At 54.2% G+C, this 13708-nt stretch carries 10 protein-coding genes; 5 read left to right on the plus strand and 5 right to left on the minus strand.

Annotated elements, in window-relative coordinates; genetic code table 11:
* Positions 1-6: 6 nt before the first annotated feature.
* The gene (locus ACO0LM_RS15675; RefSeq protein ID WP_423038206.1) at positions 7-603 is read right to left on the minus strand and encodes an NADPH-dependent F420 reductase; all 597 of its coding nucleotides are present in this window, start codon (positions 601-603) and stop codon (positions 7-9) included.
* Positions 604-747: 144 nt separating this feature from the next.
* Between ACO0LM_RS15675 and ACO0LM_RS15680 the strand changes: the two genes are divergently transcribed.
* Entirely contained in the window at positions 748-1695 is a 948-nt protein-coding gene (locus tag ACO0LM_RS15680) for a LysR substrate-binding domain-containing protein (protein WP_423038207.1), read from the plus strand.
* A 117-nt stretch (positions 1696-1812) separates the two neighbouring features.
* Here the strand turns inward: ACO0LM_RS15680 and ACO0LM_RS15685 are convergent, their stop codons facing one another.
* The 4 genes from ACO0LM_RS15685 to ACO0LM_RS15700 all read right to left on the minus strand — a co-directional run bounded on the left by ACO0LM_RS15685 (position 1813) and on the right by ACO0LM_RS15700 (position 5210).
* Entirely contained in the window at positions 1813-2442 is a 630-nt protein-coding gene (locus ACO0LM_RS15685; protein ID WP_423038208.1) for an ABC transporter ATP-binding protein, read from the minus strand.
* 114 nt (positions 2443-2556) lie between these two features.
* Complete coding sequence (locus ACO0LM_RS15690) at positions 2557-3924, minus strand: MFS transporter (RefSeq protein ID WP_423038209.1); 1368 nt, start codon at positions 3922-3924, stop codon at positions 2557-2559.
* Positions 3925-3952: 28 nt separating this feature from the next.
* Positions 3953-4984, minus strand: a complete 1032-nt coding sequence (locus ACO0LM_RS15695; RefSeq protein WP_423038210.1) for a LacI family DNA-binding transcriptional regulator — start codon at positions 4982-4984, stop codon at positions 3953-3955.
* On the minus strand, positions 4959-5210 hold the full coding sequence (locus tag ACO0LM_RS15700; protein WP_423038211.1) for a hypothetical protein: 252 nt from the start codon (positions 5208-5210) through the stop codon (positions 4959-4961). Before ACO0LM_RS15700 ends, ACO0LM_RS15695 begins: the two co-directional genes overlap by 26 nt.
* A gap of 427 nt (positions 5211-5637) precedes the next feature.
* Between ACO0LM_RS15700 and ACO0LM_RS15705 the strand changes: the two genes are divergently transcribed.
* The 4 genes from ACO0LM_RS15705 (at position 5638) to ACO0LM_RS15720 (ending at position 13698) form a co-directional block, all read left to right on the plus strand.
* Entirely contained in the window at positions 5638-8508 is a 2871-nt protein-coding gene (locus tag ACO0LM_RS15705; RefSeq protein ID WP_423038212.1) for a TonB-dependent receptor, read from the plus strand.
* Positions 8509-8659: 151 nt separating this feature from the next.
* Positions 8660-9832, plus strand: a complete 1173-nt coding sequence (locus tag ACO0LM_RS15710; protein ID WP_423038213.1) for a glycoside hydrolase family 88 protein — start codon at positions 8660-8662, stop codon at positions 9830-9832.
* A 179-nt stretch (positions 9833-10011) separates the two neighbouring features.
* On the plus strand, positions 10012-12387 hold the full coding sequence (locus ACO0LM_RS15715) for a beta-galactosidase (RefSeq protein WP_423038214.1): 2376 nt from the start codon (positions 10012-10014) through the stop codon (positions 12385-12387).
* Positions 12388-12429: 42 nt separating this feature from the next.
* Positions 12430-13698: a DUF2264 domain-containing protein gene (locus ACO0LM_RS15720; protein WP_423038215.1), complete on the plus strand. Its 1269-nt coding sequence runs from the start codon at positions 12430-12432 to the stop codon at positions 13696-13698.
* Positions 13699-13708: the final 10 nt, after the last annotated feature.

Genomic DNA, 13708 nt, shown 5'->3' on the forward strand with positions numbered 1-13708 from the left:
CACGTATCAAGAAAAATTAACCAGATTCAAGATCGCCAGTGCGCCACCGGGGAATTGCAACTGCCGGCCTTCGTGCACGCCGCCCAGATCGATGGGCGCAAAGCCCAGACTTGTGGCCAAATCAGCAACGACCTTTTTTGCATCTGCATCTTGCCCCGCGAGGAACAATACGCGGCGACCGCCGTCAGCTTGCGGGTCTGCCTCCAGCACGTTGGCGATAAGATGATTGAAGGCCTTGACCACGCGGGCACCTGGAGCAAGGTCAGCCACCACTTCACTGGAAGCGCGACCTCCGAGGTCGACAGCCTGGTATGAAGGCACTTCAACAGCATTGTTGGCATCGATCAGGATGCGACCATTCCATGGCCCCACATCCTTCAGCGCTGCAGGCAGACGATCCCAATTGACTGCAACAAATACCACATCAGCCTGGGCCGCTTCTTTTACACTCACAGCCGTGATGTGCGGACCAAGTTCATTGGTCAGGGCGAGCAAGGATTGTGGTCCACGGCTATTAGCGATAGATGCAGGGATACCGTTACGGGCAAGTTTGCGAGCGATAGCTGAACCGATGGCACCTGCGCCGATGATTGCGATTTTCATGATGCTTCCTTTAAAGTAGTTAAAACTGAGTTAAACCTGAGTTGAATAAGTTGTCTTGCTGGGTAGTACTTTAAGCGCTTCCAGCTTTTAGCAGTAGTAGTAATCTGATAGAATCATTTTCAAGCATTCGTTGAAAGTGAATTCATGGAAACCCTGGCCAATCTGGAGTCTTTCGTACGCAGTGCCGAAACCGGCAGTTTTTCGGCAGCGGCGCGTAGGCTGGCTCTGACACCTGCGGCAATTAGCCGCAACGTCGCGCAACTGGAGCGCAATCTGGGCGTAAAATTGTTCCAGCGCAGTACACGTGGCCTGACCCTGAGTGAAGCGGGTGAGCGTTTCCTGCAATCAGTGCGTGGTAGTCTGGATGGAATACAAGGGGCTATTGCGGACATTACAGTGAATGCGGGACAGCCTGCAGGGGTACTCAAGTTGAATGCGGCACCGGGACTGGGGATGGATTATCTATTACCCTTGATGCCCGCTTTCCTTGAGCGCTATCCGGCAGTGACGCCTGACTGGTTCTTTGATAACCGCCCGCTGGACTTGATCTCAGGTGGATTTGATGTGGCCTTTGGCGGTGGTTTCGACCTGCCGCCTGGCATGGTGGCGCGCGAGTTGGCGCGAATACATTTAATTGCGGTAGCCTCACCTTCTTTCATGCAGGGGAAACGTCGTCCCAAAGACCCATCCGGGCTAATCGATCTGCCGGGCATAGTGATGCGTTCACCACTGAATAACCGCATACGCACAAGACTCATGCGCAACAGGGAAGGCACCGAACTGGCAGCGCTACAAAACCCTGTCATGCTGGTCAACGATCCGGAAGCACTTTGCCACGCTACCCTGCTAGGACTTGGCGTCAGTCTGGTAGCACTGCCACATGCCGCAGCCCATCTGGAAAGTGGCGCGCTGGAACGATTACTACCCGACTGGTATTGCGACGTTGGATCGATTTCGCTGTATTTCGCCAGTCAGAAACTGCTACCCGCCAAAACACGCGCATTCGTCGATTTCGTCACGCATGCTTTCCGCGCACAGCAAATGCCACAGATACTGCATGCGCACAACAAGTCGGGCAAACGCAAGGCCTGACCAAGAGCAAACACCAAGCAAACACTGACACCAGGTTGCTATCTTGCCGTGCTGTGCTCCGCTTCGTACGTTATGCAATACGATGTATTCCGGAACATATCGTCGCCGGCATCTTGATCAATCACCCAGATCAATCAAGCCCGCCAGCGGCACACCCTGAGGTACCTGGTACATGCTGATCACCCATGCCTGGCCAGGATGTTGGGCAAACTGATTGAGCATCTTCATTACAAAACTGATCGATGTCTTATCCAATGCGGCAAAAGGATCGTCAAGAAGATTGATGGTGGTGCCGGCAGCAAAGGCTGCCGCCAGCCAGACTTTGCGCTTGCTGCCGGTCGATAACATGAACAACTGCTTATTGACATGCGGGGTCAGTGCCAGGCCTTCGATGAGGTTTTCCAGCAAGGTCTCGTCAAACAGCGGGTACTGCTGATGCAGGTAAGAAAAATATTCCAGCACCGTCATCTGGTCGTAGGCCTCGGTCGCCGGATCTACCCAAAAGACCTGGCTACGGTAGGCATCAGGCTGCGCATGCAGGCTAATGCCCTGTATCTGCAATTGCCCCTTCTGTGCAGGTAAAACCCCGGCCAGTAATTGCAGCAGACTGCTCTTGCCACGGCCATCACCGCCATATATCAGGGTAAGGCCTGCAGTTATTTCGCCTGACCAGTTGCTGAACAAGGCTTTCCCAGGGTAGGCAAAACTCAGTTCCGTCACTTGTAAAAGAATAGGTTTTTTTATCATTATGTGGATGCGGGATAGTCGCCTATCCCTATGCATGAGTAATCACTGCATGATATTGAAAGCCGGGCATTTTTACTGTTACGCTTTGTGACGCGCCGGCCTGAGGTCAGGGCTTCAGCAGACTGGTTTTCGTGCATGCAGTCGTACCAGGCACATGACGCACAGTAGTGAAAACAGTGCTGCGCTCAAGAGGGTGAGTTGATAGTTATGGCCGGACAGATCCAGTGCCGGCCCCTGTATGCTGCTTCCCAGGATCACGGCGAGCGTGACCATGACGTCTTTGCTTGAGTTGTAGCGCACAAATTGTGCGCTGGGAAACAGCGCCATGGGCATCGATGCTGCCGCCGTGTAATAAGCACCAGAGACAACCACATGGGCGACATAAAAAATGCGGAAATTCTGTTCACCATCCATCCACAGATAACCGGTGGCCGCCACCATGAAATACAAACTCATCATGATGGCCGAAATCAGGATGGCACCGTAACGGTCAACCAGCCATCCTATGCCGAATGCAAGGAAGATCGACACCCCATACGAATAGGCAGTCAATGTCCCCAGAGTTGCCTTGGAAATGCCCAGCGTACTTGCATAAAACTGGTAAAAAGTATGAAAGGGGCTGAAGGTCATACTGGCCAGCATGAATGCAGCAACTGCCCACAAGAAAAAAGGATGAGAAAAACATTCCAGTATGTGCGCACGAGGCATGGCAAACGATACGCGTTTTGCATTGCTGTCCGACCCCGCTTCGTCCGGGTAGGAACCTTCTTTTACCATCACACACATCAGCAATACCGAGCCGCCGAAGACCAGGCCAACGGTGAGCAATATCTCACGTAAATAATTTTCAGTCAGGGCAAATACAAAGCTATTGAATGCGATACCTACACTCAGACCGACGATACGAAAACCTGCATAAAATCTGCCAAGAAAACGGTGTGGCATGACATCGTTCACCAAACCGGTGAACAGGGCGAAGGTGGTAATCGCCGTGCACTCGAAGATGGTCCAGAACACACAGAAATACGCCAGATTACAGATACGAACGCCGGGCGACAGGCTGGCAAGCTGCTCATGCGTCCATCGCCCCATCTCGGAAGACAATGCCAGTCCGATCACGGCAGCCGCACCAACCGGCGCGATAACCATCAGGAATGGACGCCGCCGGCCCCAGCGTGTGCGCAGACGGTCAGAATGGTAGCCTATCAACGGCAACAACAACAGGCTAAGCACCGCTGGCACTGTCGAGATCAGTAATGATGTGGTGGTGTCAGAGGCTGCGTTCAACCGCAGGAATTCCAGCCCGCTGGGCAGGGCAGAACGTTCACGCATCGCAATGCCCAGCTCTCCTACCAACAGCCACAAGATGGCGGCGAACAAGCCGAAAGTCGTATAGTGCAAAGTACCGACGCTATAACGCGGGCTGTTCTGGACGGTGGGTCTATCCACCGCGGTCAGATCCAGATGGGCACTGTCACGCATGCTGGTCTATGCTCATGTCTGTGCGCACTTAAGGCACCGACTGCGCTGATTTCTTCAGCGGCGCGGTGGAATTTCTGATGACGATGTCCACAGGAAACGCGATCTTTGCAGCTTTGATTTCCCTGCCCTGGATAATTTCCACCACCTCACTGACCGCACGGTTGGCCATCTCAATGAAGGGTTGACGCATAGTCGTCAAGGTCGGGAATACATAGCTTGCCGTTGGAATATCGTCAAAGCCGATCACTGACACATCATCCGGAACCTTCAGTCCCTTGCTGCTGATGGCATCAATGGCGCCAAATGCCATTTCATCATTCGCGCAAAATATGGCGGTCGGCGGAACCGCGAGTGACAGCAAGGTTTCGGTCGCCGAATACCCGCCGGATTGCATGAATTGCCCCTGCACGATCAACGCCGGATCGACAGACAGGCCGGCTGCCAGCATCGCATCCACATAGCCTTTTTCGCGCTCGGCGCTTTGACCGGTGCCTGCGGTCCCGGCGACGAAACCGATACGCCGGTGTCCCAAGCCCAGCAAATGCTCGACGGCCATGCGTGCACCGTTACGGTTCTCGGCAACCACGATAGGCATATTCATTTGCCTGGCATCGAAATTGACCAGCACACAGGGGAAGCCCTGTTTGTCTATCAGGTCCAGGTAGCCATCGCTGGCGTTTGGCAGCAGCAGCAAGAGACCATCGCATAACTTGCTCAGCATATTGCTGGTTTCAATGCGGCCAGGACGATCAAACCTTTCCGCATTAAACACGATCAAATCAAAACCCTTGCGGCGGGCCTCCTGGGTGATGGCCTTGATGATTTCATGCAGCACCAAAGAACCATAGTTGTTCACAAAGACGCCGATCAGGTTGCTTTTGTCACCGCGCATGCGACGCGCCAGCATGTCGGGCGTGTAATTAAGCTGTGCTGCGGCTTCCATGATACGTGCGCGGGCTTCTTCTGATACATAGCCAACACCGCGAATTGCTCGTGAAGCGGTGATCGGCGACACCCCGGCAATCTTGGCCACTTCACTTAACTTGCTTACTTTGCGCATTTATCTTCCAAAAATTATAGAGATCAATATCCCTTGCCGGTTTCACACCAGCAGAACGAACAGAATTGTCCCGCAAGCGGCAAAACCGGGCCAGCATTTTCGCGCACGACGCGATGAAAATTTCACTCTGCACAACTAAATAAACTAAAAACCCGCGATTTCCAACAACAATCAAATACTTGACTATTGTTGGTTTGATTTTCTGCATGTGGTAACGATACCACATCACTTCACCTTATTTTGAATATTTTTTATCATTTAAAATCAATGACTTACTATTCCTCTCCATTCAGCAGGCATTTAGTTTTGTGGATTGGCAATTGATGTGGTAACGTAACCATGTCGATCAACCCGGTGGCAATACTAGCCCGTTGATTGACTGCAAGCGATTACTGAAACACTTAAGGCAGTACGGAATACAAGTCGCCGAATAAGCGTCCCCGTGCTGTATTTACATCATGCAGCCTTTAAGAACCTGTTTACGATCTTACTGCGCGTGCGTGATCGGGGCTCATGCGCTGCTCAAAATGCTCATGTACTGGTGTACATTCCGCTTTTTGCGCTGCGTTTTTGTTACCCTGACCCCGCTGACGCACGCTCGCTACAGATCGTAAACACGTTCTAAGACTGTCTGTAATTCAACGGAGACCATTGTGAAAAAGAAAATTTTAGCCACCGTGCTACCACTCGCCCTGGCGGCATTTTATGGAGCTGAAGCTGCCGCGCAGGAAGCAGCTGCCGCCGATACCAAGGCCAACCAGGCAAAAAATGAGGTGCCAGCCCAGCCCACAGAAACGGAAACCGTGGTCGTGACCGGATTTCGCTCCAGCCTGCAAAAAGCACTCAACCTGAAAGCCAAGGCGATCGGCACGCGTGACTCCATCGTGGCCGAAGATATCGGCAAGTTCCCGGAAGCAAACGTGGCAGAATCGCTGCAACGCGTCCCCGGTGTCATCCTGAACCGCGACGAGAGTTCTGGCGAAGGTCAGCGTATCTCCATTCGCGGCTTGCCGACTGAATACTCCGTCACTACTCTCAACGGCGCGCCCGTCAACACTACGTCGACCAGCACCATAGGCACTGCCGCGCGCGGTTTCAATTACGATGTGTTTGCATCCGAACTGTTCGGGCGGGTTGATTTCTACAAATCGCCACTGGCGGAACTCACCGAAGGTGGTCTTGGCGGTGTGGTTGACCTGCAGACACCACGGCCTTTCGATAGCCCCAAGCAGACCATCCGTTATAGCGTATCGGGCTCCTATAACACCATGTCCAAGCATGTGGACCCGACCGGCTTTGGCCTGTATTCCAATACCTGGGGTAACTGGGGCTTCCTGATCGGCGGTTCACATTCTGCCGCTGTCAACAACCGTTCTGGTTTTGAAGCAACCGGTGGTTACAACAGTTCATTTTATGGCAGTCAATCACCTACCAAGGGTTTCTTCGCCATCGCGCTTGACTATGATGACCCGCGTGCCAATCTCAGCGGCTATTCACGTTCCGATGTCGACAATGCTTACCTGCCACGCATTTACCGCTTCTATGGTTCGCGCAATGAACGTACGCGTGATGGCCTGGTTTCATCACTCCAGTTCAAAAACGGCGGCCTGAACCTGAGCCTGGATACCATGTATTCGCAACTGAAAAACCAGCGTGATGAAATCACATTCGGTCTGCTGATACGCAACAGCCTTACCAACAACCGTTCTGCTGCCGCCGGCCAGACCGGTCATACCGGTCTGGTGCCAATGAATATCAAGATTGACCCGGCAACCAATCTGATGACCGGCACCTTTGGCAACACGGTACTCAGTAATGGCGTGACCTACAGCAATGACGAAACCACCTTTGGCTATACCGCATTGAATGGTTCGTGGGACGCCAGCAAAGACCTGGTGTTGAGCGGCCAGCTCAGTTTCAACGACAGCAAGGCCCTCAGTTATCAGGATACCTTGAGCGGTAATATGTATGGCATCGACTCTACTATCGGTTATGGGGCGGATCATGTGTATCCATCGATGTCTTCACCAAGCAGCTATGTCGACCCGAATAATTACGCCGGCTTCGGTATCGGCACCAGCCTGACCCGTGAAACCGACAAGGGTAAGCAGGCACGCGTCGCCGCAGACTGGGATTATGGTCTGCCGGGCGACTGGAAAGGCCATCTGAAGGCAGGGCTGACCCTTGTGGAAACCACAAAAGGCGTCAACAAACGCAACGGCACCGCAGCTGCCACCAGTCAGTTGAACGCGCTGGGTATTGCCAGCCTGCGCAGCGGCATGAGCCCTAACCTGCCGGTGGACAATCTCGACATCGGTGCGGGCTGGCCACAAGCCTGGTCCAGCTTCAGCCGTGCTTACACCTACGGTAACTTCAATCCGCTGGCCTATAACTCGGAAGCCAGCTTCACTCCGGCGCAAAGTTTCACGGCAAAGGAAAAAGTCTCGACTGCGTATGTTCAGTCCGACTTCAAAGGTCAGGTCATGGAGCATGAACTGCGTATCAATGCGGGTGTACGTTATTCAACCACCGACACCAACATCGATAATTTCAAGAAGACCGGCGCGGGGGGTGCGTATCTGCCAAATACCGAAAACGGTTCGTACAGCAATGTCCTGCCAGCCGTCAGCGCCGCTTTGGACCTGACCGACAGCCTGATGTGGCGTGCGTCCTACGGCAAAACCATCAGCCGCGCATCGCTGTCCATCATTGCCGCGCAGACTGTCATTCCTAACCCGTTCGACAATACGGCAACCGCCGGCAATCCTAACCTGCTGCCACAAAAATCGAATAACCTCGACACCAGTCTGGAATGGTATTTCCAGCCGGGTGGCCTGCTGTCGGTCGCCATGTTCAAGAAAGACCTGTCCGATGCAACGGTCGCCAGCACCACCAACACCACCTTCGGTGCCTTGGGCTTGCCGGATACTTCACTCGGCGCGATTTTCCAGAACTCCCAGGGTAAAGTCGATCCTAACCTGCCTATGGTATTGCGCAGTTACACCAACGCCGGCCAGCAAACACTCAAGGGTTTCGAAATCGCTTACCAGCAGGCATTCAACTTCCTGCCCGATCCTTACAAGGGCTTTGGCGCATTGGCCAGCTACACCCACATCAATCCGTTTAACAGCGCCAAGTGGATCACCAATGCCGGCAAGGAAATCGAAGTCAACTCCGTACCCAAATATGCCTACAGTGTCACTGGCTATTACGAAAGAGGGCCACTGGCATTGCGGCTGTCCTACAACTACAAGGGCAGATCACTGCATGGTGACAATCCGACCAATACGGGTAATGATCTGATCCGCTGGCGCGCTGCCCGTGGCTATATGGACGCCAACATCAGCTACAAGCTGAGCGAATCGTTCGAGCTGCGGATTGATGCACTCAATCTGTCCAATACACTGGCCTATGACTACTTCGAAGACGCCACTGGCCGCTACGGCGATGGACAGAAAACGCGCATGGATTATGCAAAGTACGATGGCCGTACCATCAAGATAGGCATACGCGGGAAAATATAAACATCCTGGCTTTTCGCTGACTTCATCGCTGACTTCATCGCTGATTTTTTTCGATGACATCAGCGAACCGTGGCGCAAGGCGGACAAGCCTGATTTCTGTCCGCCGCCACCTGCCAGCTTCACCAAAGATCACGACGAAAGATCACCACCCATGACGAGACGTTTATATTTGCAGGCAGCGATGATAGGTCTGGCGCTGATGGCCAGTGCCTGCAATACGGCCCCGGTCAGCCAGTCAATAAGTCAGCCACCCATGCAGCTTGGCACCACCAGGGCAGAGGTGATGACTGCCCTGAATCTGGCCAATAGCTACTGGCAGCGCACTAACCCACCTGCGCAATCGCCATTCTGGGATATCGCCACCTATCACACCGGCAACATGGAAGCCTATGCATTGACGGGTAATCCTGCCTACCATGCTTATTCGACCGCCTGGGCCGAGCATAACCGCTGGCGCTCTGCCAATTCAGATGTCAAGGCCAGTTGGAAATACAGCTATGGCGAAACTGATGAACATGTGATGTTTGGCGACTGGCAAGTCAGTTACCAGACTTACATAGACCTTTACAATCTGGACGCCAACAAAGATCCGCGCAAGATAGCCCGTGCACGCGAAGTCATGGAATACCAGATGAGTACGCCAAACAATGATTACTGGTGGTGGGTCGATGGCCTGTACATGGTCATGCCGGTCATGACCAAGCTGTATAAAGTCACAGGTGACCAGCGTTACCTGGACAAGCTCCATGAATATTTTCTGTTTGCCGACCAGTTGATGTTCGACCAGGAAAGCAATCTGTATTACCGCGACGCCAAATATCTCTACCCCAAACACAAAAGCGCCAATGGCGGCAAGGATTTCTGGGCACGGGGTGACGGCTGGGTATTTGCCGGCCTGGCCAAAGTGCTGACCGACCTGCCTGCCAGTCATCCCAGCCATGCCCTGTTCGTGCGACGCTTCCAGGGTATGGCCAAAGCCTTGAAATCCATACAGCAGGAAGAAGGTTACTGGACCCGCAGCCTGCTCGACCCTGGCCAGGCCCCGGGCCGGGAAACCAGTGGCACCGCATTCTTCACCTATGGATACCTGTGGGGCATGAACCATGGTTACCTTGATAAAGCAGAATACACGCCGGTGGTCACGAAGAGCTGGAACTACCTGAGCAAAATCGCACTGCAACCAAGCGGTAAGATAGGCTATGTGCAGCCCATCGGTGAACGTGCCATACCAGGACAGACCATAGATCAGAATTCATCCACATCCTTCGGAGTCGGCGCTTTCCTGTTGGCAGCGGCGGAAATGCTCAGGTTTATTGATCATTAGCGCCCATGCATGCCAATCCGGCCCCCTATGGCATGCCGTAGTGGTATCGTTTATGTCGTCCAGGTTTGTATCTCCTGTCCTGGACGTTTCACCAAAGGTGCTGTAATGGCTGCCTTTGTTTTTATCCAGAGGCGACGGCGTACCGACGCTGATCGTCTCCAAGTAACTTTACGCAAATCATGACCACATACCATCCGCGCAGACGTATCATCCAGGGTGCAGCAGCAGCCGTCGGCAGCATGCTCTTTCCACTTGCCGGCAAGGTGCAGGCGGCAGAATCATCGCGTTTCCAGATAGGCCAGAACGATTTTTTACTGGATGGCAAGCGTTTGCAGATTCGTTGTGGCGAACTGCATTTTGCCCGTGTGCCGCGAGAATACTGGCAACACCGTCTGCAAGCCATCAAAGCAATGGGTTTGAACACCGTGTGCGCCTATCTGTTCTGGAACTATCACGAATGGCGGGAAGGACAATACGACTGGAGCGCCCAGCGTGATGCCGTTGAGTTCTGCCGTATCGCCCAGCAGGAAGGCTTGTGGGTGATCTTGCGCCCCGGTCCCTATGCCTGTGCCGAATGGGAAATGGGTGGCTTGCCGTGGTGGCTGCTGAAGCACCCCAAAGACAATTTCCTGCGCACGCGTGACGATGCCTATGTACAACCGGCACGCCGCTGGATGCACGAAGTCGGCCGGGTGCTGGCACCGATGCAGATTACCCAGGGTGGTCCGATTTTGATGGTGCAGGTAGAAAACGAATATGGTTTCTTTGGGGAAGATCTGGAATACATGCGGGTGATGCGCCAGGCTTTGCTGGACGCCAAATTTGACGTGCCACTGTTCCAATGCAATCCGACCAATGCAGTCGCCAAATCACATATCCCCGAGTTGTTTTCAGTCGCCAACTTTGGCAGTCAACCTCTGGCTGGCTTCAAGGCGCTGGCTTCAGTACAGCAAGGTCCGCTGATGTGCGGGGAATTTTATTCCGGCTGGTTCGATACCTGGGGCGCGCCACACCGCCGTGGCGATGCCAGCAAAGCAGTCGCCGATATCCAGACCATGCTGAAAGCGAATGGCTCTTTCAGCCTGTATATGGCGCACGGTGGTACCACCTTTGGTTTATGGGGTGGTTGCGACCGCCCCTTCCGCCCGGATACCAGCAGCTATGACTATGATGCACCGATCGGCGAGGCAGGATGGACTGGCGACAAGTTCAAGGCCTATCGCGATGGCATCCTGCCCTTCCTGACAGAAGGCGAAAGCTTGCCGCCAGTACCGCCGCGCATGCCAGTGATCGAGATCGCCGCCTTTGCGCTAAAAGAATCGGCCAGCGTGTTTGCCAACCTGCCGCCACGCGTCATCCAGACGGCATCACCGCAACCGATAGAGCACTACGACATCAGCCGTGGCCTGGTGGCATACCGCGTGACACTGCCCGCCGGCCCGGCCGGAGTATTGGAGGCAGCCAAAGTACGTGATCTGGCCTGGGTCTATGTGGATGGCAAGCAGGTCGGTACCATGGATACCCGTCACAATCGTTTTCGGGTTGAACTGGCAGTACGCAGCAAGCCTGTCACAGTTGACATTTTGCTGTACACCATCGCCCGGGTAAATTTCGGCGTGGAAATCCACGACAGGAAAGGCTTGCACGGCCCGGTCAGTTTCAAACCCAAAAATGGCCAGCCACAGGCACTGGAAAATTGGGAAATCCGTGCTATCGATTTCGATGCCGATGGCAAACTGCCGCCACTGGCCTGGAAGCCGGGGCGTCCACAAGGACCAGCCAGCCCGGCATTCTGGCGCGGCAGTTTTGATATCAGTTCCAGCGGTGACACCTTCCTCGACATGTCGAGCTGGGGTCAGGGTGTGGTATGGATCAATGGCCGTTGCCTTGGTCGTTACTGGAGTATAGGGCCAACCCAGACCATGTACCTGCCAGGCCCCTGGATCAAACCTGGCCGCAACGAAGTGGTGGTACTCGACCTGACCGGACCACAAAGCGCACGCATGGCAGGGCTGAGCATGCCCATCCTCGACCAACTGCATCCGGAACGCGACCTGCCGCGCCCACCAAATAATGCAAGGCCCAAACTGGATGGCCTGACACCCGCGTATGAAGGGCAATTCCAACCCGGCAGCGCGACGCAAGACGTTCGTTTCGACAAGCCGGTACGCGGGCGTCAGTTGTGCCTGGAATCGCTGGACGCCTTCGACGGCAAACAGTTTGCATCGGTAGCAGAACTTGCCTTGCTGGGTGCTGATGGCAAAACAATTAACCAGTCAGGCTGGACCATCGCCTATGTCAGCAGCGAAGAAGCAAACAAGGAAGACGGCTCGGCCTTGAATGCCATCAATGGACAGATCACCGATCACTGGCATTCCGCCTACAGCGGCAAACCACCATTCGGTGCCCACCCGCACAGGCTGATTCTCGACCTGGGGAAACAAGTCGAGGTGGCGGGAATACGCTATACGCCACGCCAGGGTGCCGACGGTGTCACCGGGCGCATCAAGCGGTATCGCGTGTATGTCGCTGACAGCCTGGTCAGCCAGGAATAAACTGAATAAATTAAATAAGCAGAACCATTACAAGAGGAAGACATGGAGCGACGACATTTCATGCGGGCAGTGGTAGCAGGCACGACCGTTAGCGGTTTGCTGGGTGCCAGCGCGCAGGTGCAAGCAAGAGCTGCCACTTTACCGGACCATGGTAACGACCGTGCCTACATGACAGGGCTATTGCAGAAAATGGCAGAGCCAGTGTTGTCGGCCATGGCAAAAGGCGAATTGCAAAAGAAGTTTCAGTTAGAGCTTAGCCCGACCTGGGATGGCCGTGACAAGCAGGTCGCCTACCTGGAATGCTTTGGTCGCCTGGTTGCTGGCGCGGCCCCCTGGCTGGCCCTGCCAGAAGACAATACCCCAGAAGGGCTCACACGCAAGCGCCTGCAACAAATGGCCTTGCAAAGCTATACGCATTCAGTAGACCCGAAAAGCCCGGATTACCTTTTATGGAAAGGCCATGGGCAGGCACTGGTGGATTCAGCCTATTTCACCAATGCCCTGATGCGTGCGCCAAAAGCATTGTGGGAGCCGCTGGACAGCATCACCAAGCAGCGCATCATCAGCGAGATCAAAGGACTGCGCCGGATAGAGCCACCCTACATCAACTGGATGCTGTTTGCAGCGATGAACGAAGCCTGGCTGATGTCGATAGGTGAAGAATACGACCCCATGCGCATGAACGTCGCCATCCGTAAAATCAATGAATGGTATATAGGCGATGGCTGGATCAAAGATGGCGAAGCTTTTCACTTCGATTATTACAATTCATTTGTGATGTACCCCATGCTGTACGAAGTGCTGGAAGTATTGGTCAAGTTCAAAGGCCCGTTCTGGAACGCCAAGCCGGCAGACTTGCAGGCGCAAGCCCTGAAACGCATGCAGCGTTATAGCGAACACCTGGAACGTTTCATATCACCTGAAGGAACATACCCGCCCATAGGCCGTTCGCTGACCTACAGGACAGCCGCATTCCAGCCGCTGGGGCTATTGGCCTGGCGCAAGCAATTGCCAACCAGCCTGCCAGAGGGCCAGGTGCGCGCCGCCATGCAGGCCGTGCACAAGGCGATCTGGACCGAACCCAGCAATTTCACCAGCGACGGTTTCCTGACCATAGGCTTTGTCGGCCATCAGCCAGAACTGGGCGACTGGTATTCCAACAACGGTAGCATGTATCTGGCATCGGAGGGATTTCTTGCACTGGGCCTGCCAGAAAGCGATTCTTACTGGACCACCCCGCCGCTGGACTGGACGCAAAAGAAAGCCTTTGGTGGACACAAGTTTCCCAAGGATTACCCGGTCAGTTACTAGGGCGTGTTGA

The sequence above is a fragment of the Undibacterium sp. Di26W genome, assembly GCF_049340265.1.
Taxonomy (GTDB): Bacteria; Pseudomonadota; Gammaproteobacteria; order Burkholderiales; family Burkholderiaceae_D; genus Undibacterium.